Source organism: Neobacillus sp. FW104-15D2 (assembly GCF_058790155.1).
Window position 1 is genome coordinate 128,033 of record NZ_JBYTCJ010000003.1, and the last position, 20,166, is coordinate 148,198.

26 protein-coding genes are annotated in these 20,166 nt (G+C 39.2%); 8 read left to right on the plus strand and 18 right to left on the minus strand.

Features of this window, described 5'->3' with window-relative positions:
- Positions 1 to 44: 44 nt before the first annotated feature.
- Together AC3WR0_RS04015 and AC3WR0_RS04020 are read right to left on the minus strand one after the other, a co-directional pair.
- A complete protein-coding gene (locus tag AC3WR0_RS04015; RefSeq protein WP_492551096.1) occupies positions 45 to 602 on the minus strand; it encodes a DUF5366 family protein in 558 nt (185 codons plus the stop codon).
- 224 nt (positions 603 to 826) lie between these two features.
- A complete protein-coding gene (locus AC3WR0_RS04020; protein ID WP_492551193.1) occupies positions 827 to 1,210 on the minus strand; it encodes a hotdog fold thioesterase in 384 nt (127 codons plus the stop codon).
- A gap of 106 nt (positions 1,211 to 1,316) precedes the next feature.
- On the opposite strand from AC3WR0_RS04020, the gene AC3WR0_RS04025 reads away from it, so the two are divergent.
- Positions 1,317 to 1,496: an asparagine synthase gene (locus AC3WR0_RS04025; RefSeq protein WP_492551097.1), complete on the plus strand. Its 180-nt coding sequence runs from the start codon at positions 1,317 to 1,319 to the stop codon at positions 1,494 to 1,496.
- Positions 1,497 to 1,526: 30 nt separating this feature from the next.
- Here AC3WR0_RS04025 and AC3WR0_RS04030 read toward each other — a convergent pair whose 3' ends face one another.
- The 8 genes from AC3WR0_RS04030 to AC3WR0_RS04065 form a co-directional block, all read right to left on the minus strand.
- On the minus strand, positions 1,527 to 2,195 hold the full coding sequence (locus tag AC3WR0_RS04030; RefSeq protein ID WP_492551098.1) for a DedA family protein: 669 nt from the start codon (positions 2,193 to 2,195) through the stop codon (positions 1,527 to 1,529).
- A 165-nt stretch (positions 2,196 to 2,360) separates the two neighbouring features.
- A complete protein-coding gene (locus AC3WR0_RS04035) occupies positions 2,361 to 2,615 on the minus strand; it encodes a hypothetical protein (RefSeq protein WP_492551099.1) in 255 nt (84 codons plus the stop codon).
- Positions 2,616 to 2,753: 138 nt separating this feature from the next.
- Complete coding sequence (locus AC3WR0_RS04040; RefSeq protein WP_492551100.1) at positions 2,754 to 4,265, minus strand: leucyl aminopeptidase; 1,512 nt, start codon at positions 4,263 to 4,265, stop codon at positions 2,754 to 2,756.
- Between the two features lie 595 nt (positions 4,266 to 4,860).
- Positions 4,861 to 5,571, minus strand: coding sequence for a stationary phase survival protein SpsC (gene spsC / locus AC3WR0_RS04045; RefSeq protein WP_492551101.1), 711 nt, complete (start codon positions 5,569 to 5,571; stop codon positions 4,861 to 4,863).
- Positions 5,572 to 5,709: 138 nt separating this feature from the next.
- Positions 5,710 to 6,027 (minus strand): YuiB family protein, encoded by a 318-nt coding sequence (locus tag AC3WR0_RS04050; RefSeq protein WP_492551102.1) that lies wholly within the window; start codon positions 6,025 to 6,027, stop codon positions 5,710 to 5,712.
- Between the two features lie 79 nt (positions 6,028 to 6,106).
- A complete protein-coding gene (locus AC3WR0_RS04055) occupies positions 6,107 to 6,229 on the minus strand; it encodes a YuiA family protein (RefSeq protein WP_196814295.1) in 123 nt (40 codons plus the stop codon).
- A gap of 266 nt (positions 6,230 to 6,495) precedes the next feature.
- Complete coding sequence (locus AC3WR0_RS04060) at positions 6,496 to 6,987, minus strand: NUDIX hydrolase (RefSeq protein ID WP_492551103.1); 492 nt, start codon at positions 6,985 to 6,987, stop codon at positions 6,496 to 6,498.
- Between the two features lie 391 nt (positions 6,988 to 7,378).
- Positions 7,379 to 8,605 carry an NAD(P)/FAD-dependent oxidoreductase gene (locus AC3WR0_RS04065; RefSeq protein WP_492551104.1) on the minus strand — a complete coding sequence of 409 codons (1,227 nt, stop codon included), beginning with the start codon at positions 8,603 to 8,605 and terminating at the stop codon, positions 7,379 to 7,381.
- A 376-nt stretch (positions 8,606 to 8,981) separates the two neighbouring features.
- Here AC3WR0_RS04065 and AC3WR0_RS04070 point away from each other — a divergent pair, with 376 nt between their 5' ends.
- Positions 8,982 to 9,977: an NAD(P)/FAD-dependent oxidoreductase gene (locus AC3WR0_RS04070; protein ID WP_492551105.1), complete on the plus strand. Its 996-nt coding sequence runs from the start codon at positions 8,982 to 8,984 to the stop codon at positions 9,975 to 9,977.
- 247 nt (positions 9,978 to 10,224) lie between these two features.
- On the opposite strand, the gene AC3WR0_RS04075 is transcribed toward AC3WR0_RS04070, so the two are convergent.
- Positions 10,225 to 10,590 (minus strand): HesB/IscA family protein, encoded by a 366-nt coding sequence (locus tag AC3WR0_RS04075; RefSeq protein ID WP_027320581.1) that lies wholly within the window; start codon positions 10,588 to 10,590, stop codon positions 10,225 to 10,227.
- A 270-nt stretch (positions 10,591 to 10,860) separates the two neighbouring features.
- Here AC3WR0_RS04075 and AC3WR0_RS04080 point away from each other — a divergent pair, with 270 nt between their 5' ends.
- Complete coding sequence (locus tag AC3WR0_RS04080) at positions 10,861 to 11,556, plus strand: DUF2225 domain-containing protein (protein WP_492551106.1); 696 nt, start codon at positions 10,861 to 10,863, stop codon at positions 11,554 to 11,556.
- Between the two features lie 183 nt (positions 11,557 to 11,739).
- On the opposite strand, the gene AC3WR0_RS04085 is transcribed toward AC3WR0_RS04080, so the two are convergent.
- Positions 11,740 to 11,979 (minus strand): YuzB family protein, encoded by a 240-nt coding sequence (locus tag AC3WR0_RS04085; RefSeq protein ID WP_027320583.1) that lies wholly within the window; start codon positions 11,977 to 11,979, stop codon positions 11,740 to 11,742.
- Between the two features lie 291 nt (positions 11,980 to 12,270).
- Here AC3WR0_RS04085 and AC3WR0_RS04090 point away from each other — a divergent pair, with 291 nt between their 5' ends.
- Entirely contained in the window at positions 12,271 to 13,338 is a 1,068-nt protein-coding gene (locus AC3WR0_RS04090; RefSeq protein WP_492551107.1) for an NAD(P)/FAD-dependent oxidoreductase, read from the plus strand.
- Positions 13,339 to 13,402: 64 nt separating this feature from the next.
- Here the strand turns inward: AC3WR0_RS04090 and AC3WR0_RS04095 are convergent, their stop codons facing one another.
- A complete protein-coding gene (locus AC3WR0_RS04095; protein WP_492551108.1) occupies positions 13,403 to 13,729 on the minus strand; it encodes a YuzD family protein in 327 nt (108 codons plus the stop codon).
- Between the two features lie 152 nt (positions 13,730 to 13,881).
- On the opposite strand from AC3WR0_RS04095, the gene AC3WR0_RS04100 reads away from it, so the two are divergent.
- Positions 13,882 to 14,118 (plus strand): NifU family protein, encoded by a 237-nt coding sequence (locus AC3WR0_RS04100; protein ID WP_027320586.1) that lies wholly within the window; start codon positions 13,882 to 13,884, stop codon positions 14,116 to 14,118.
- Positions 14,119 to 14,204: 86 nt separating this feature from the next.
- On the opposite strand, the gene yutH is transcribed toward AC3WR0_RS04100, so the two are convergent.
- A complete protein-coding gene (gene yutH / locus AC3WR0_RS04105; protein ID WP_492551109.1) occupies positions 14,205 to 15,215 on the minus strand; it encodes a spore coat putative kinase YutH in 1,011 nt (336 codons plus the stop codon).
- A 204-nt stretch (positions 15,216 to 15,419) separates the two neighbouring features.
- On the opposite strand from yutH, the gene AC3WR0_RS04110 reads away from it, so the two are divergent.
- Positions 15,420 to 15,920: a phosphatidylglycerophosphatase A family protein gene (locus AC3WR0_RS04110; RefSeq protein ID WP_027320588.1), complete on the plus strand. Its 501-nt coding sequence runs from the start codon at positions 15,420 to 15,422 to the stop codon at positions 15,918 to 15,920.
- A 174-nt stretch (positions 15,921 to 16,094) separates the two neighbouring features.
- Here AC3WR0_RS04110 and AC3WR0_RS04115 read toward each other — a convergent pair whose 3' ends face one another.
- From AC3WR0_RS04115 to AC3WR0_RS04125, 3 genes are all read right to left on the minus strand, one after another.
- On the minus strand, positions 16,095 to 16,859 hold the full coding sequence (locus tag AC3WR0_RS04115; RefSeq protein WP_492551110.1) for a TIGR01457 family HAD-type hydrolase: 765 nt from the start codon (positions 16,857 to 16,859) through the stop codon (positions 16,095 to 16,097).
- A 79-nt stretch (positions 16,860 to 16,938) separates the two neighbouring features.
- Entirely contained in the window at positions 16,939 to 17,376 is a 438-nt protein-coding gene (locus AC3WR0_RS04120) for a DUF86 domain-containing protein (protein WP_492551111.1), read from the minus strand.
- A gap of 22 nt (positions 17,377 to 17,398) precedes the next feature.
- Complete coding sequence (locus AC3WR0_RS04125; protein ID WP_492551112.1) at positions 17,399 to 18,700, minus strand: EAL domain-containing protein; 1,302 nt, start codon at positions 18,698 to 18,700, stop codon at positions 17,399 to 17,401.
- Positions 18,701 to 18,906: 206 nt separating this feature from the next.
- On the opposite strand from AC3WR0_RS04125, the gene AC3WR0_RS04130 reads away from it, so the two are divergent.
- Together AC3WR0_RS04130 and AC3WR0_RS04135 are read left to right on the plus strand one after the other, a co-directional pair.
- The gene (locus tag AC3WR0_RS04130) at positions 18,907 to 19,173 is read left to right on the plus strand and encodes a DUF3055 domain-containing protein (RefSeq protein WP_027320592.1); all 267 of its coding nucleotides are present in this window, start codon (positions 18,907 to 18,909) and stop codon (positions 19,171 to 19,173) included.
- Between the two features lie 317 nt (positions 19,174 to 19,490).
- Positions 19,491 to 19,775 carry a hypothetical protein gene (locus AC3WR0_RS04135; protein ID WP_027320593.1) on the plus strand — a complete coding sequence of 95 codons (285 nt, stop codon included), beginning with the start codon at positions 19,491 to 19,493 and terminating at the stop codon, positions 19,773 to 19,775.
- 36 nt (positions 19,776 to 19,811) lie between these two features.
- On the opposite strand, the gene AC3WR0_RS04140 is transcribed toward AC3WR0_RS04135, so the two are convergent.
- A complete protein-coding gene (locus tag AC3WR0_RS04140) occupies positions 19,812 to 20,087 on the minus strand; it encodes a YutD family protein (RefSeq protein ID WP_492551113.1) in 276 nt (91 codons plus the stop codon).
- Positions 20,088 to 20,166: the final 79 nt, after the last annotated feature.

Genomic DNA, 20,166 nt, shown 5'->3' on the forward strand with positions numbered 1-20,166 from the left:
GTAAGGGGTAACTAAGCGCGTGCTTTAGTTACCCTTATTTTGATTTAGACAGAAATGCTGGCAACGATGCTGTTATATACTTTAACAGCCAGAATAGCAACACCTAGAATCAGTATGGACCAGGTTAAAATTTGAAAAAAGATAATTCCTATTAATCCGGAGGTTTTTAAGGCTGGGCTTACTTTAAAAACAAAATAGACAAAGTATACAAGAGATGTTGCCAGAAAAACTCCCGCTAACACCGTTAATTGCTGAATACTTAATAAAGATAATGCTCCCCCTCCTGCAAACAAGAGTGGGCCATTGCGAACCTTTCTTAAGCTTTCACCATCCGAATCCTGTGAAAAGAAGAGCAGTGAGAGTTCATTTATCGTATCAGCGACCAATTTTAAAGCAGCAAAGACCATAAAGAACATAACGGTTAATAATGCCATAAGTGAAAGCTTCACGCCGCTGTCCGAAAAAAACTCGAGCATCCCTGTGTAAATACCTGTTTTTTGCAGAAAGGCAAGAAGCGGAATTTCCATAGCAATTGCAAAAGAAAGACTGAACAAAATAATTGATAAAAGCGGAAAATAACTTGTTAAATAGGTGTTTTTCATCATATATCTCCCTGTTGTTTATCCAAAGAACATTATGGGATAAAAAAAGGTCATAGACAACACAAGAATTTATCACCTACATACTAAAGGTGCCCTGACATTCAAGGGCACCTCCTGAAAAATGTTAAACTCGGTTGTTGATTTCCCTTTAAAGACACCCGGAATCTTGTGACCTTCCGCTACAATTGGCATAGATAAAAATCTACAATGTTCTTTAACACAGCTTATTTTAAAGGAAAAACGGCCATTGTACACCTCGAAATGCAAATCATTCGATCCTGCTCATCCTTTATTTTGATATCCCAAACCTGAGTAGTCCTTCCCTGATGAAGGACCTCACCATAAGCTGTTACCTTGCCATCCTTCTTCGGACGAACATGATTAGCGTTAATTTCAAGCCCAGCGACCGCTTGTGTCTCTTTGTCCACAAGCTCATAGGCACCAACACTTGCCACAGTTTCCGCGAGAGCAACAGAAGCACCGCCATGAAGAAGTCCAAAGGGCTGTCTGGTCCTTTCATCCACAGGCATTGTGGCAATTACTTTTCCCTTTTCAAGCAAAGTTACTTCGATACCCAGTGTTTCAATTAGCGTATTCCTCAATTCCATTTCCTCAGCTCCCCATGCAAAAAATTCCATTTTATTTATTATAATATGGAACATACTATGGTTGTCCACTTCTGGACATCCTCCATCTAAAATGAGGTGATGGCGAATGGATATTAGAGAAGGTTTAATTCCCGCTGTACTTGGAACAGCCGTGACAACAGCAGGACTTGTAATGAAACAAAACAGAAAAATTGACTCCATGATCTCCAATACGGTTTTCGGCTTTGGTTTAGCCCATATCGTTTTGGGAGCAATCGACTTATATGAACATAGAGATCAATTCTAAACACTTAAGAAAGGCAGCCTTCGCTGCCTTTTATTTTTGCTGGGAAGTCTCAGAAAATACCCATTCTTCCACAGCCACCAAATTAATATCATTATTTTTGCTGCTATTAGCTTTTTTCCGTGTTTTTTTCCACAACACCCATACAATTCCCGCGGCACCCACCACCAGTATCCCAAGTATAATGGCCTTTTTCCCATACTGGACAATCTCTTCAAGATGATCGCCAAACAGAAAACCAGCTGAATACATCAGGCTGAGCCATATAAAAGCACCTGAATATGCATAGAGGGTAAAATTCCGGAATGAAAGTCGGCTGAAGCCGTATAAAAACGGGACAAATGTGCGGAGACCAGGAACAAAGTAGCTTAACAGCAAGGATTGTGCTTTGTATTTATCCATTAACTTTAACGAGGTATCTATAGCATTCGCAAACTTTTGCCTTTTGGTTAAAAATTTTAGCAGTGGCCTTCCTACGAACCTACCCATCACATAACTTGTCGTTAAGGCTGCAAAAATCCCTGCTAGTGTAACGATAAATGTTAAATAAGGATTCAAAACCTTCTGAGAAGAGGCCAAACCAACTGACATACTAATAATCTCATTCGGTACCGGCAGTCCAAATATTCCTAGCCAAAGCCATAAAAATAATCCGACGTATCCGTTCTCTTCAAAAAATTGAAGCAGAATGCCTATGTCCATGGTGATAGCCCTCCTTTCTCAAAAGGTTTATTCCTTCCTTTCCTAATTCCCTTTTTTTCCTAAATTAATCCATGAAATTGAAATTTCCATTTATCACCTAATTTAGCCAGGTAATAATAATAACAGACTGGCCAAAGGAACTGCCTTATATCAAAATGAAATAACTTAATAGTAAGGGTATCCAAAGCCTCCACCATAGCCGCCGTAACCGCCATAGCCGCCGTACGGATAACCACCACCGTATCCCAACATAGCGCTGCCTAGCATACCTCCAAGTACGCCTCCTACAAATGGACCTCCAAAACCGCCAAAGCCTCCACCGTAAAAAGGCCTTCTTCCAAATCCATATCCGCCAAAACCGCCATAATGTCCGAAACCACCATGTCCTCCGTGGAAGTAGGGCATTCTAAAATCGTTCATACGGGTTCCTCCTTTTTTTGTCAGTGCCTACACTATTTCATATGCGGGCGGGCAGTGTTTTGCGTGGGCTAGGATAGGGGTCCTGGAGAATGGATTTTAAAAGAAAAAAGCCCCCGGAATTCCGGAAGCTTATAAAAATTATTTTTGAAATGGTTCAAAGCATTCCACAAAAACGGCAAGGGTTCTGGCCATAACTCCTGTAGCACCTGAAGGTCCAAGGTTATATTCCTTTGAAGAAGTAGCTGTACCTGCAATATCAAGATGGACCCAAGGAGTTTCTTCAGCAAATTCACCGATAAAAGTTCCTCCCATAACAGCATGGCCTTCAGATCCAGGAGAATTATTCAGATCAGCGATTTTGCTTCCCCTCACTCTTTCCTTATCCCTTTCAAAGATTGGAAGCTGCCAAATGGGCTCGCCAGCTTCCGCAGAAGCTTCTAATATCTGTTCAAACAATGCCTCGTTATTTGTCATAGCACCTGTAGTATGCAATCCAAGGGCAGTAATAACTCCTCCAGTAAGAGTAGCCACATCCACTAAATAATTTGCTCCATGATGTTTGGCATACGTAATGGCATCCGCTAAAACAAGCCGTCCTTCTGCATCTGTATTAAGCACCTCAATGGTTTTTCCGCTCATAGAGGTAATAACATCATCAGGTTTAAATGCTCCGCCGCTTATCATATTGTCCGTAGATGGAATGACAGCCACAACGTTTTGTTCCGGCCTTAATTCCCCAATAATCTCCATTGCGCCAAGTACAGCTGCAGCACCGCCCATGTCGGTCTTCATCCCGACAATACCTGTTTTTGTTTTAATGGAATATCCTCCGGTATCAAAAGTAATGCCCTTACCGACTAAACCGATGACATCTTCCCATTGTTCTTTACCCTGATACTTAAGAACAATCATTTTTGGCGGTTCCGCGGAACCCTGATTAACTGCCAGGAATGCTCCCATGCCAAGCTTTTCAATTTCTTCTTTATCGAGGATTTCCGATTCAAATCCATATCTATTGGAAAGCTCCTCGGCATACTCTGCTAAATCCGTTGAAGTCAGCATGTTTCCAGGTAGATTCACAAGCATCCTAGCTGAGTTTGTTCCTGCACCATAAGCATAACCTACTGTTAGCGAAGCCTGGATTGCTTCTGCCTCCTCTGACGTGCTGTAGACTGTTATTTGCTCAAGCTTCTTAACTGGCTCATTGGATTTTTGCTTATATCCCTCAAATTCATAAGTTGCCAGCGCAAAGGATTCACTTAATGCATGTGCAGCGGCTTCAGCATCTAATTCTTCATGTCCAACAAAGGAATCGAGAAGGAATGCAGCTTCCTCCTGCCTGCTCTTCTTTAAGGCTTTAAACAGGGCACCAAGTGATTCCTTCAGTAAATCAAACGTTAAGTCCTTTGGTTTCCCAAGTCCCAAGACCCAAATTCTTTTTGCCCCTATTTTTCCAAAGCTATGTACTTTATTTACAGCCTTTGCTTTCGCTGAAAGATCACCGCTTTTAACAAGTTCAGTCAGCTGACCTCCAAAAGCTTCATCGAGCTTTTCTAAAGGTCCCTCAAACTTTACAGGCTTGTCAAATAACCCAATAACAATGCCTTCATGTTCACTATGCAAATCAAAATTTCTGCTTACATTGAACAATTCCTTCACCCCCGATAAATTTTCCCACATTTTTCTAGCACGACTTTCCGAATTTGTTGTTTAAACCATGCTAATGGGTGTTATACATTGATTATAACGAAAAGGAGTAAATATTTCGAATATCTAATTAAAGGGCTTGTAAAACTTCTTCTATTACTTTTTTATAAAAACATTGTTAACTTGCCTGTTGGTCGCGCTTTTCCCGCAGGAGTCTCCCGCTTTTCGCTCTAATCAACTTGGTGAATAACACAATGAGTAAATAAAAAAGAACAGATGAATCATATGATAAAGCCATTAGAAAAACTTGGCATTCGCCAAGTCCTTTTTGGCGGATGCCTTAGTTTTGCTTATCACGCTCAAATCGGCACATCCTCAAAAAAGCTATGCTTTTTCTTCGTGCGAGGCAAAGCTGACGTAGCTTTCCTTGTCCTGTGCCTTTCGCCTGACTAGGACTTCCTCGGAAAAGCAGGTGCTTTTCCTTCGTGCGATGATAATGCTGACGAAGCCTTCCTTATCCTGTCCGTCGTGCGTTCAGAATTTATGGATATAAATTTCTGATTAGCTAAAAAAAGAAAAACAGGCACAAGGCCTGCTTTTACTCTGATTTTGTATATTGCTGACGGAACACCTGCATAGATTCATTTTCGTTCCATTCTTTTAATTGCTGTTCACTTAACTTTCCCTCGCCCATCTCAACAATATAGACATCGAGGGTCTTTTTGCCCCACTGTTTATAAACATCCTGGACAGTATTGTAAAAGAGGTCCAGCCTATTGCCTTTGATAGCCCCGCCCTTATCCGCAACCACACCATAGCCATAACCAGGAATAAAGAGGACTGTCCCAATTGGAAAAACGTTCAAATCAGCAGCGACTGTCGAATATAAATCACGCTTAACTTTGACTCCTGAATATGTAATCCCGTATTCCGGATGGCTGCTATATTTGCCTGTTGATTCATAACCAGCGGTATAACCTGTAGCTGTCACTGTTTTTTTGGGATACTTTGACCAATTAACAGATTCCTCTAAAGTTTGCGGCGGTGCCGCTGCCTCCACACTGGATGAAATAAGTGGTTCTGTTTCTGCCACCCGTTTTAAAGATTTGAATGCCAGATCAATTTGCTTAAGTTTATGTGTAAAAAAAGAATCTGCATACTCTTCCTGCTGCCAGCTATCTGCTATGGCAGTAACGGAAATAAGGGATTTCGCTTCAACGCCTGAAATGGATTGGAAGGTCGTTAATAGCGCCATTACAAATAGAACTGTCATGGCAAAACGCCTTGTCCAAGTTTTAAATTTTGTCATGTATTTTTTCACTCCTCCCAAACATAATAATTTCCCAACTTTGGAGAAAGTATGCCTCTTTGGAGCAAAAAAATGATTAAACAGCCTAAAACTTACTAAAACGGACATAAAAAAAGTCTTTTACTCGAAAGTAAAAGACTAGAACATTTGATAACCATTTTTACGAAGCAGCTTGATTGTAATACCGGCTCCAATAGCGCCTAAAAATCCGCTTATAAGGATTAGGACATCTGCAGAACCAAGAGACATAACCCGATTTCCCAGATCTTTAAATGCATTGCCGCTGTCTGTAAAATAATTAATGAAGCGGACCTTGTCTATGATAAGAATAGCTATTATGGGGAAAATGACCGCCATAATCCAGGACATTCTTAAAAGCATATTCAATAAGAAACCAATCCCAAAAAACAATACGAAAAATAACAGCATCGAAATGATTAAAACACCAATCGACATAAATAACTCCCCCTCTGCACATCAACACTAAGTGTACTGAATGCAGAAAAAGGAGTCAATCGTCATGTTTAAATTTATTTTACTCTTTGCTTTTTCCTGAACCGCCGCAGCAGCTGCAGGTTTCAGATCCGCCGAGAAGCAATTGAAAATATCCATTACCTGAACAATAATCACACTCTTTGTTAGTATCCGTTTTCTTCATCACCGATCAGCTCCTTAAGATATTTACTTAATTTTCTGATAATATACCAAGAAAACACCTAATTTGAAAAGGTTCAATTTCGGCTGAAATGGACAATGTAAACGGATACATATTGAATTATCTTTCAATTCCTCTTAGTTACTCATTTTTTTGATAAATCAGAAATTTTATTAATTTGCTTACAAAAGTACTTAAAGCGACTGGTTTCCTTCTTTAACTTACCTGTTGATTTCCCGCCCTCAATGAGCTTTAAAACAGCCAATTAACTAAAAGAACAATTTATAGGATGTATAACCGAATTGATCTCCCGGGTTTAAACCTTCTGCCGAAGGCCTTGATAAGACTTCTTCAATATCGAGCAGGTAATGAAGAAGAACGGAAGCATCTTTGTCCTTAGCAAGATCTTCAGTTGAAATAAATTGGGCTTCAAAAAGCTCAGATTCTTGGTGTTTTAATGTTCCCCCATCCTGTTGTTCCAGCAGAAAAACAAGCATATTATCGCTTATCTCACCTTTTATAACACCAGTTCTTAGGCCAATAAGACCTTTTACCCTGCAATCAATACCTGTTTCTTCTCTTACTTCTCTCATTACAGCTTCATCGGCCGTTTCACCTGCTTCAACAAAACCGGCAGGCAATGACCAGCTTCCCTTTAATCCACCGTACTTTTTATTAACAACCAGCCATTTTCCATCTTTAGACTTTACAAGTCCAGCAACGGCCAGCCATACCTTTCCCCGTTTATTTTCCTTTGGCATATATGTCCCTCCCATAAATGGTTATTTCTATTTTAACATTTTCCCGTTGATTTCCCCTTCAGGCACATGCTTTCTAAGTGAGGTTCGTGAGTCTGTAAAACTTGAGCCCCTAAGAGGTCGCTTGTATATTCCCGAGACACAAAAATAAGCCTGGCATACAACCTTGAGATGGTTGTTAATGCAGGCGACGCAAACTTTCGCTGCCCTGAATTAAAAAGATGGACAACTGAACATGGAAGGGGCCAGTATAGGCCATGAGTCCGTGGATAAGATTGGTATAATCCAATAGGAGATCTCAATAAAATCAAAAAAGAGGGTTCGGAATAAAGCATTCCGAACCCTCTTTGTCGACAAGCTGAAGAGCAGATTTCTCTGTCCTCTTAGTTATGGATTAAAAAATGTTGAATTTTCCTTTTTTCAGTACAAGAGAAGGACCGCCAACCATGAATAATGCACGGTTATCAATCATTTTCTTCATAAAGGATGCTTTGCTTCCTGTTAACTTTTTGCCATAAACAACGCCAATTGCATCGTTTTCACCAAGTGAGCAAACAGTTCCTTTAATATCTGGTTTGAACGCTTCAAGTTCTGATTTTTCGCGAACGAGCGCTACAAGGTTGCGTGCACAAACTTCACCCTGCTGCATAGCAATCTGTGCAGTTGGTGGGTATGGACGGTTAATTTCCTCATTAATGATTAATGAGCTGTCGCCGATAACAAAAACATTATCCTGTCCTGGAATACGAAGATCTGGCTGAACCTTTACACGGCCGCGCATTGCTTCAAATCCTGATTTTTCAATAATGGAATTACCGCGAACACCAGCAGCCCATACAACTGTGCCGGCTTTAATTTCTTTTACTTCCTCTTCACCTTTACCAACAATAATGCCGTCAGGAGTACATTCCTTAATCGCTGTCCCGATCATGAATTCTACACCTTTTCTTTCAAGATAAGATGTAGCATAGTTTACAAGCTCAGGATCAAAACCAGGAAGAACCATTGGTGCTGCTTCTACACAGATAATTCTTACTTTATGGAAGTCCACATCGTACTCGTGGCATAATTCAGGAATACGGTTAGCTAGCTCTCCAAGGAATTCAATTCCTGTAAAACCTGCTCCTCCAACTACGATAGATAGTCTTTCATCCTTCTTCTCTTCTTCCATATTATAAGTAGCAAATTGGTACTCAATATGCTCACGTAATTGACGTGCTGAATTAACACTTACAATTCCAAAAGCATATTCCTTTAAGCCTTTAATTCCAAAGGTTTCGGGCTCTGCACCTAATGCGATAACTAAATAATCATAAGAAACTTCGCCTTTTTCACAAATAACTTTTTTCTCTTCTTTATTGATTTCCACAGCAGTATCCTGTACAAATTCAACTTTACTTCTATCAATTACATCACGGATTTCATAACGGACACGATCATGATGAAGGGTACCAGCTGAAGCTTCATGCAGCCATGTTGTTTCATAATGATAATCGTTTTTGTTAATCAAAACGATATCAGCTTCGTTTGCTCCCATCATTTTTTGCAGACGGGTTGCAGTAATTAATCCCCCGTATCCAGCTCCCAGAATAACTATTTTTGGCTTTCTCAAAGTGATCACTTCCACCTTTTATAATAAATTTTTGAGTATTTCTTAGTTTCTACTGCTTTTGGAAATATTATTTTTTATAGCTGAAAAAAGTTTGTGATAAAGTTCACTAAATAGGTCAAAAAAATGTGCTAAAATTGTCACAAAACAGTAACAATATGTCCAAAATACATCTTATTCCTTTTCTGCAGCTTTTTCAAGCTATTTATATTGTTTTCTTAGCTAAAGAAATTTCCAATTATAAACCTATTTCTTTATTCCAACATTAAGAAAGGATAATCTAGGTTTTAAACACTATATAATCGTTAGAGATATCAGTGAGCAAATCCAATATTTGTGGTATGATATTAAATGGATTTCTTTACTACATAGTTAGGGGGATATGGAGTTGCGAGAAGATCAAAAAGTATACGACATTACCATTATTGGAGGCGGCCCAGTAGGGTTATTTACCGCTTTTTACGGAGGAATGAGACAAGCGTCTGTTAAAATTATTGAGAGCCTTCCACAGCTTGGGGGCCAGTTATCAGCGCTTTATCCTGAAAAATATATATACGACGTTGCGGGTTTTCCTAAAGTACGTGCCCAGGAACTCGTTAATAATCTAAAAGAACAAATGGCAAAATTCAATCCTGTTGTGGCTCTGGAGCAATCGGTTGAAAAGCTTGAAAAGCAGGAAGATGGCAGTTTTAAATTAACTACCGATAAAGAAATTCATTACTCCAAAACCGTCATTATTACTGCTGGAAATGGAGCATTCCAGCCGCGCCGTCTTGAATTGGATAGTGCTGTTCAGTATGAGCACACTAACCTGCACTATTTCATTGATGATTTAAATTATTTTGCCGGTAAAAAAGTTGTCGTTTTCGGTGGTGGAGATTCTGCCGTAGACTGGGCTCTTATGCTTGAGCCAATTGCTGAAAAAGTGACAATCGTACATCGCAGGGATAAATTCCGTGCCCATGAGCATAGCGTAGAAAATCTGTTTAATTCAAAAGCGGAGGTAAAAACTCCATTCGTTCCAGCTGAATTGATTGGTGACGCTTCCGGAGTTAAACAAGTTGTTCTTAAGGAAGCTTCAGGAGATAAGCAGGAAGCCCTTGACGTTGATGCAGTTATTGTTAACTACGGATTTGTTTCTTCTCTTGGCCCAATTAAGGAATGGGGTCTTGAAATTGAAAAGAACTCCATTGTAGTAAATTCAAAAATGGAAACAAATGTACCAGGAATTTATGCTGCTGGAGACGTTTGCACCTATGATGGTAAAGTTAAACTTATCGCTTCAGGATTTGGCGAAGCTCCAACTGCCGTTAATAATGCTAAAGCATTTATGGATCCTAAAGCAAAAATTCAGCCTCTTCACAGTTCTTCTATGTTCCAATAAATATCAGCCTTCAACCGAAGTTTAAACAGATCTAAAAGGTGTCTCCAAAGCGGGGCGCCTTTTTTTGTCCAGATTACTCATTAAATCATAACGTATTTAAATAGGGAATGATCTTCTACTAGTTCTTAACAATAAATCAGTCCGATACCTCAATTTAGCTTAAAAAGGGGCCAATGAAAGAGGATACTAATGATTAGCTAATAAAAACCTTCCTGGCCTTGAAGACTCAGGAAGGTTAATGTTTAAATTAGCACTCTTCTGGTGTTCCAGCAGCTGTTGCAGTACGGAATGATGAACCGCATCCGCATGAGGCGATAGCATTAGGGTTATCAATCGTAAATCCCCCGCCCATCATGGACTCTTTGAAATCAATTTTAGTGCCCTTAAGAATAGCTGAACTTTCTTTATCTACAACAATCTGAATTCCGTGCTGTTCAAAGCTGAAATCATCTTCCTTAGCTTCCTGTTCAAAGCCCATTCCGTAAGATAGACCGCTGCAGCCGCCTCCTTTAACTCCAACTCTTAAAAGAGAGCCTTCTTCTTCATTGTGTTTCATCATTTCTTTTATTTGAAGTGCAGCAGCTTCTGATAAAATAACTACTTCATTTTCCATCTTAATTCCTCCTTGTTTTACTTCTTTATATATCTATAAACGATTCTTTATAAAAAAAGTCAAATGCATCCTAGATTAGTCCCTTAAGGAAACATCTCCTATTTACAGTATATACGCTGTATAAGCTGTACTCAACTTATTGAGTTCATAAAAATCCCCTATTTTCAGGAAATATTTAACCAATTATATTCTTTATAGTCTATAATAATAGTTATAAAGAACTATTTTATACTATGAACATAGTAAAAAACCAAGTGAGGAGTGAGTCGAATGACTCAAATCGAGCCTTTATATGATAAAGCTTGTGAATGTCTCATATGCAAAAAGCCATTTACCTCAAAAAAAATAAGATCTAGATTTATCAAAATTAACGGTTATGATACAGACTTTCTGCCACTTTACCATTCAAATGAAGTTAACCCTATTTTTTATTATATATATGTTTGTCCGAATTGCGGATTTTCTTTTTCAGACGAAACCTTTAAATCTTTTCCTCTGAGCAGTAAAAAGGATATAGAGGATAAAGTGTGCAGCAAATGGGCTCCACAGAATTACGGAGGAAAAAGAACGATTGAACAGGCTATTACTACATATAAATTAGCGATTTATTGTGCAGCCTTAAAAAAAGAGAAACATATTAATCTTGCGGGGATGTACCTCCGAATAGCATGGCTGTATAGAATTATGCCAAACATCGAGCAGGAACAGCGGTTTATGAAGCTTGCTCTTATGGAATATGAAGAATCAAATAAGACTGATGACTTTCGGGGTACCCAAATGTCAGAGTTTAAACTACTTTATTTAGCTGGTGAATTATCCAGGAAAACCAATAAGACCGAACAGGCCATTTATTATTTTTCAAAAGTGATTGAACGCCAACGACAATCGGTTGAGCCAAAAATTATTGAAATGGCTCGGGAACGCTGGCAGGAAATCCGAGAGTCCAGGACCGTACATTTAGGTTAAAGGGTTTCATGGGGACAAATTAATTGAAAAAAGTGGCTAAAAAGCGTCATTGAGGACTAACTGACTGTCACAGAAGGGGTAAATATCTTTAATATACTTCCCCACCGATGGGAAAAGTTCATGGGTTATTTAATTGGTATATGAAAAGGGAATGGAATTATTTCCATTCCCTTTTTTATATGATTAAAACATTGGATTTTCCTCAAGAAATTGGTAAATGTTTTCAACTAATTCTTCTGGTGTTTCTCCAGTTACTGGCTCTCCATTTACAAGTGCATAAAGTGAAGATGCACATTTTCCGCAATACCCAAGGCAGCCATATTCAATCACATCTAAATTAGGATCTTTTTCCAGCTGCTCACGCGCTCTCTGTGCTCCGCTTGCAAGATTACTTATGCAAAATTCAATGATCGGCTGAATCATTACTTTCACCTCACTACTAACATATTATCCTAACCCTTTTAACCATTCTCGTCAAATTCCTTTTAAATCCATGATGTCAAGATACTATTAAAAATGTTGTTATTTCGTCACAATTCCTATATACTCTTAATGGGTAAAAAATCGGTTCGGGTATTTTCGTTATATTCAGATAATATTTGAGATTGACTTTGCAAACGGTTTCCCTTCCCTTGAAGGATGGTTTAATCGTTGATAAAACAGCATTAAGGGAATTTCTAAGAATGGAATCGTGTTAAAAAGGGGCAATTGACAATGAAAAACCTTGTAATCCTAGGTGGCGGTTACGGCGGGATGAAGATTCTTAATGAACTCCTTCCTGATCATCTTCCAGAGGATGTTCATATCACTTTGGTTGACCGAGTACCATATCACTGTTTAAAAACTGAATATTATGCTTTAGCTGCAGGAACCATTTCCGACAAGGAAGTTCGTGTTTCCTTTCCGCAGCATTCACGCTTGCAGGTTACATATGGCGAAGTAACAGGCGTGGATTTAGACGAAAAGAAAATTAATCTTAAAAATGGAGATTCAGTTGAATATGATGACTTGATTATTGGTCTGGGCTGTGAAGATAAATATCACAATGTTCCGGGTGCCGATCAATTTACCTTCAGTATTCAAAGCATTGAAAAATCGAGGGCAACTTACTCAAAACTTAATAATCTTCCTCCTGGTTCAGTTGTTGGCATTGTCGGAGCCGGTCTTAGCGGGGTAGAGCTTGCAAGTGAACTGAGCGAGAGCCGCTCTGATTTAACTATTAAACTCTTCGATAGAGGAAATCATATTCTTTCAGACTTTCCTGACCGCCTCAGCAAGTACGTTGAAAATTGGTTTATAAAACATAATGTTGAGATAGTCAATAATTCCAATATTACAAGAGTAGAAGAAAATCTGCTTTATAACCATGATGAGCCTATTCCATGTGATGTAATCGTATGGACTGCAGGCATACAGGCAAGCAGAATTGTTCGCGCGCTTGATGGTGAAAAAGATAAGCTTGGCCGATTAAAAATAACTCCTCACCATCACTTGCCAAATGATGAGCATGTTTTTATAGTTGGTGACTGTGCCAGCCTTCCGCATGCACCTAGTGCACAGCTTGCCGAAGGACAGGCAGAGCAGATAGTTGAAGTGCTTAGAAAGCGCTGGAAAGGCGAGGAATTACCTCCTTTCTTCCCAGCTATAAAACTTAAAGGAATCCTTGGATCACTCGGAAAACGTCAAGGTTTTGGAATGATGGCTGAACGCGCTATTACAGGCCGGGTAGCACGATTGATCAAGTCGGGTATTCTTTGGATGTACAAGTACCATAACGGGTGAGTTTAAAAAGCTAGACAATAACAAAAGGCTGTCTCCTTAAAGGAGCAGCCTTTATTTTTTCGTGCTATTCAGCTTTATAACCGTGATTTTCCAGCTCTGCAAAAATTGTTTTCAACCTTGGATTGCCTTCGCCTACAATTTTTTCCTCAATCAAAACAACCGGATAAAACATATCCTCTTCAATTACTCTTTCAGCAAACTGCTTTTTTGAACCATCTTCTGGCGGATTAAAGATATCAACATATGTAATTCTGAATGGCTGATTGGCAAACTTTCTCGCAACCGCTGCTTCAAGCCACTCATAAGTTTCCTTTGACGATGGCATATTTACACAGCTTGGGCATAATTGCTCTGCCCCATAAACAATAATTTCAACTCCCTGATTCGTCAATGCAGCAACCTCTCTTTTTTTCCTTTTATTTTACACTATAAATTTATTAATAATCTAAAAATATCTTCTAACTGAGAATTTCCTTTTTCAGAGAATGGATTTTTACGCTTGATGACATTATAATAGATATTATGAAAGGAGTCGATTTTGACATGACAGAACAAGAAATGATATCTCAAGTTCAAGAAGTTTTAGATAAATTGCGTCCATTCCTTCTAAGGGACGGCGGAGACTGCGAATTAGTAGATGTGGAAGATGGTGTTGTTAAGCTTCGCCTTCTTGGCGCTTGCGGCAGCTGCCCAAGTTCAACCATTACTTTAAAAGCTGGGATTGAACGCGCTCTTTTAGAGGAAGTTCCCGGTGTTGTTGAAGTAGAACAAGTATTTTAATTGCAAATATTAAAGCGATTGCCATCCGGCAATCGCTTTTTTTTATCCTCTTAGCTCCTTTTTCTCGTTACAGGAAGCCATACTTTTTAATTCATCAGCCAATCGGGCATTGGAAGTTTCATTTTTCTTACTGGTGCACCCGCTAAATTATAAAAAGTTCTCAGAAAGGCTTCATATTCCCGGGATTGATTTAAAATTTTCTGCAGTTTCTCTTCCAGTATTTTTTTATCTTGTTCAGACCGCGTTATATAATAATTTTCAATGCATTCAAAATAATGGAGAGGAAATAAAATCCGGGAATATAAAAGCCTCCAGGAAAAGGGAGAAAGGGAAGAAATACTTTGGTAGTCCTCATAAAATTGAGTAATTTCTCGTTGATAGGTTTGTATATTATAAAAATAACGTTCCCTCGTCCATTCAGCAAGATCCCGGCTCCGATGGTCAAAAACCCAGTCAAATGGATTTTTAATTAAATAATCCTTCCCCCAGGAGGATGATAAGAACCGTTCGTGGCATACTGTTCCATTGTCAGTATTCCCTGGCTCAACGTCTATTTCCGTATCAACTAAGTACTGAATAGCGTTTTCCGTCAACCCCATATAATAGGGAAAGGTTTCGATAAATAGACGTTCAAATTCATCCTCTGGCGATTGAAAAAGAAGCCCGTTCCAAACCTTTTCCATTTGTTCAAGCCTTTTTTCCCAAAGTTCTTTCCACTTTCCGATCCTGCTGGACCTTTCCACATAAAAAGGCACCATTCCACCGCGTTCATGAAATTTGGCAAGCTTTCTTCCAAGCTTTTGTTTTGGAGGCGGAACCTCTTCCTGCCTCCGTGCAAAGACACAGTAGTTATTCTCTTCCCACTTGGTTAAAATTTTTCCATCCTTCGTTGTAAGAAAATAAGGAACATGTCTGTCACCATATTGATGGAGATGTTCGGCAATGCGCTGAAGTTCTGCTACCTCCTCCTCTTCCCTGCCTCCTGGCTTTGCAATCAGATAAAGCCATCCATTCCCTCTCAGTGCATCGTAGGCATCTATTTTTATATATTCCTGAACCTGTACTCCATACTCCTTTTCAAGCAGCTGCTTAAGCATACTCGCACCCCATTTAACTTTCTTCTTTATCACATATATATGTTTGTGGATGAGAAACTTGTTTATTGAAAGTATAAGAATAGTAAACAGGGAAAAGCTGAAGTATGAAATAAATTCCAGCATTCCCCTTTTAGGTCACTAATGCATACCTTAAGGGAAAAGGGTATATATATAGGGAAAATTAAAGGAAAAGGTGATTCGGTTATGGCAGATGATAAAAAAATGGATTTAACAGAAGAAACCGCGCGCAGGTGGCTAAAGGAAAGAGGAGTAAAGATTCAGGACATAGCCGACTTGGTCTACTTTTTACAGCAGCAGTATCATAAGGATCTTAAAATTGAAGATTGCCTCGAGAACGTAGAGCGAGTCATTTTAAAACGCGAGGTTCAAAATGCCATTATTACGGGGATCCAGCTTGATATGCTGGCTGAGAAGGGACTGCTTGAGGAGCCACTTCAGTCAATCATTAAAACCGATGAAAGTCTTTATGGGGTCGATGAAGTGCTAGCTTTTTCGATTGTAAACGTATATGGTTCGATTGGTTTTACCAATTATGGATACATCGATAAACAAAAGCCCGGTATTTTACGGCGCTTAAATGACAAATCAACAGGAGAATGCCATACCTTCCTTGACGATATTGTCGGTGCGATTGCAGCCGCTGCTTCAAGCAGGCTTGCCCACCGTGCAGCCCATGTGGAATAAAAACCCGAAGCAAAGCAATGCCAGCTTTACTACTTAAGGAATATCACTTTGCGGAAGCCGAACATCAGCGGCTCCAATAGAAACTTTTGCACAGGAAAACACTTTTAAAATAATAAGATAATATATCCAGTACTATAAAACCAAAAGCCGGGCTCATGCCCCGGCTTTTGGTTTTTATGGTTCCCAGTGATCTAGTGAATCAATTGTATAGGTTGGCTGGACGCCATATCCTTTTAACAGTTCCTTAGTGGTCACACCTGTGTGGACAAGCAATGTATCCATTCCTGCATTGATTCCAGCAAGGATGTCAGTGTCATAGTAATCCCCAACCATGATTGTTTCTTCTTTCGGGACTCCAAGTACCTTTAATGCCTGTTCCATGATAACCGCCTCGGGTTTTCCGATAAAGATAGGCTGAGTCTGCGTAGAAACTGTTATTACAGAAGTCAGAGATCCATTCCCAGGCACTAATCCTCTTTCTGTTGGAAGTGCAATATCTGCGTTTGTGGAGATAAAAATCGCGCCATTGCGTACTGCCAGACAGCCAATAGTCAGTTTTTCATAATTAATGGAGCGATCGATGCCAACCACGACAAAATCAGCATCCTCACCGGCAAAGTGGAAACCCTTTTCCTCTAAGGCAGTCCGAATCCCCTCTTCTCCAATGACATATACACTTGCATCTTGGTTTCTTCCATATATGTAATTGGCCGTTGCCTGACTTGTAGTAAATACCTGTTCTTCTTCAGCAGGAATGTCGAAGCCCTTCAGCTTTTCAGCTACTTGCTTAGGAGTTCTGGAGGAATTATTTGTAACAAATAAATAAGGAATTCCCTTTTCCTTTAGCTTTTTTACAAAGTCTGAAGCTTCCTCAATTCTCTCGGTTCCTTTATACATCGTCCCATCCAGGTCAATTAAATATCCTTTATATTTTTTCATCCTTATCCCTCCTAAAGAGTATCTTACCCTATCCTAAATAATACTAAATGAAAAAAAGACCCCTAAGGTCTCTTTTTACCTAATTCTTAAATGCCGAAACTGGACCAAGCTCCTCAATCAGATACTTTCTTACGTGATTTGCAAAAGCATGGATATCCGAAAACCTTTTGGAAAATTCATCAGCCAGGTCGTTGTGACTGATTTCAGTATAGGATTGAACAAGCATCTTTCTGAATGAAATGAGCGTTTTAAGGCTCTTGCCCGTCTCTTCAGAAACCACTTTTTCGTCCATTAGGATATCAATGATATCCTCATAGCTTCCTGGATCCCTCATGATAAATCCATCAATCATCAAATTCCCAACATCCAAAATAGATTCAATCATCATCTGGGTGAGTCTTTCAAGAGCTGCTTTTTCTAATCGGCCTTCCCAACTCTTTACTTCGGAGAATGTACGAATCAATTCTTCCAGGTACGATAAAATCTCTTCAATTTTATTACGGTCCACAAAATACATACGTCCACTTCCTTTGTCGTTTCTAGGTAGCCATAGATTTTGCCAGCGCGGCAGGCCTTGCATAAAAATACCCCTGGGCCAAATCCACATTATTACGGGACAATACGGATGCTTCGGATTCATTCTCAATTCCTTCTGCCACAACCAAAGAACCAGCCTCTTTCGCCACAAGCAGAAGTCCTTTTAGCATCGATTCCTTAACTGAATTCTTGTCGATATTCTGAATGACTGAGCGATCAATTTTTATAATATCCGGCATAATTTCACTAATTGTATTAAGACTGGCATATCCCGCCCCTGTATCGTCAACGGCAAGTCGGAAGCCCATTAGCCTTAAAACTTTAATATTATAACTAAAGTCCTTGATTCCCTCAATTGAGTCGCGTTCAGTTATCTCAAAAGTAATCTGTTTAGGGGATATTTTCTTATATTTTATCATTAATTTTTTAATATCACGTACAAAACGCATATTCCCTATGGTAAGCGGCGTACAATTGAGGAATATATCTTGTTTGCAGCCTAAATCCCTTACCTGCTGAAGAGCTTTTTCAAGAACAATCATCTCCAGATCATAAAGAAGGCCAGTTTGCCTTGCAATAGAAAAAAGAGAAAGCGGATTTTCAAGGACTGTTCCCGCTGGCCCTCTAGTCAGCATCTCCCAAGCCCTGACCTTATTTGTCGCCACATCAATAATAGGCTGTGCAAGAAGGCGGATATCCTTTTGGGAAACAATTCTTGTCATTGTAAAAAGCATTTCATTGAACTCTGTATCAATACGCTTTTCAGCCATCGCAATAGCCTGCTGCTGCGCCTTGAGTACTGCTTCCTGGATGGAATAATGTTTTTTCTCAACAAACATATACCCTGTTTGAAAAATGGTAGGAACCATCGGATATTCAATTAGGAGGAAACGTTCTGCTTCACGGGAAATTCTTTTTATTAAAAGGTCTAGTTCAGAAATGGAATGATGCTCGGGATTTACTCTTATTGATAAGGTTAACCCATCTCCACAAAAATCATGAAGAGTGATAATATCGTTAATGTCGATTTCTTGCTCAATTATATTCCGAAAGAACTTTTTTACTCTTTTCATATAACCCTGGAATTGAAATTGGCCAAGCAAATCAGCCAATTCTTTTATATCTTTAATATTAAATACAATGACCGCCACCTCGCAGCCATTGTTAAAGGCATTTTTTACTCCTTCAGCAACGGGGTTTCTTACAATAAATTGAGGAGGATAAAAACGCATGGCCGAATAAGGCATAAAGAGTTTCCCCCATGTTAATATCCTTTTCGCTTTTTCGACATAACGGCGGGCCATTCGGTTTCATTCCTCTCAGAAGTCGATATCCATTTCCTGAGACTATTGTACCACATTCTTTATCTTCATTTTTCCTTAACAAGAAATTTTTTCAAAATAACACTTTAACAGAGGACTGACATTTCAATTCAAAATCTGATAAGATTAAATGTGATTAAAATATTGAGAAAAGTTAAATTCCTAACAATTTTCAAAGGAGAAAAACTATGACAGACCATTTCTTTTTATACGATGATAAAGAATCTGCAAATACACGTTTTGTGAGCTTTTTGGGTGAAGATAAGCGTTATGATCTTGCCATTATTCAAACTGGCCGTCATTATGGAAAAAGCCTCGTGCTCGATATGCAGGGAAACCGATTTGCGATTATTGGGCAGGATGACCTTCAGGAAGAAGGTTATTTGGAGTATGCTTTCCAGCTAACAGAAGCTGAAGCTGAAGAGCTGCGTTCGTTTTTAACAGAAGTTGTATAATTTTTGCGGCTAAAAGCATGTTTCACTTTCAAATGACCATAATATAAGAAAAGCGCAAGCGCCCGTTCAGCGACGTATGGACTGGGGCCCGCTTCGACTGAGATAAAGGATACACGAAATGTATAGCATTTCGATGTTGACTTATCGTAGGGAGAAGCGGGATGGACACTAGGCGCTGGGCGCTGGAGCTAGACAAATTAAAAGGTAAAACTTTAGCCCTTAGGTGAGGGCAGAGCCGTAGTTGCGCATATGCATTCAGAATTTATGGATATAAATTCTGATTAGCTAAGAAAATTGGCTCTTATGGGAGTGAAAGCATGTCAAAAAAAGATGCGGAAAAATATAGTGATTTTTCAAATGTGGAAAAACAGAGAGACTACCTTACTGTAGAAACTCTGCCTGAAGGGCCTTATGGTTCTCCAATTGGAGAAAATGAACCTGTAGAAAATAAAAGCACGCCCTGGGAAAAAGGGCAGCGTTATTATACTCCCTTTAATTATGAAAACAAATCTCTTCATCAGAATAATCCAAGACAAATGCCTGGTGCTCATCCAACACATGATGACCCAAACAGAGATGATCAGCCACCCTATTCTCCATAAGTCAAAAAGGCCGGTACAAGTAGTACCGGCCCCTTTTTAACTTTTTGCTTTTTTAAGTACAAAATAAGCACAGCCAAAATTACAGTACTCATAAAGGTACTCACTTAATGTGCTGATTTTTGTATCAAAGGAGGCCTTTTGATTTTGGTCATCAAAGAACCCTCTGAGGCGGAGCTGACCATAGCCCCAATCCCCTACAATATAATCATACCGCGCTAAAATATCACTAAACCGCCCTTTAAATGCATCTTCATTAAAAGCGGTCCGATAATCCTCTATTACCTCATAAGTAGTATTATTGATCGAAATCATTGTCTCACCTCTATTTTCCAGCTACCTTATACTCATTATAACCGATTCCCCATGAATTTCTAAGTGAAAAAAACACAGT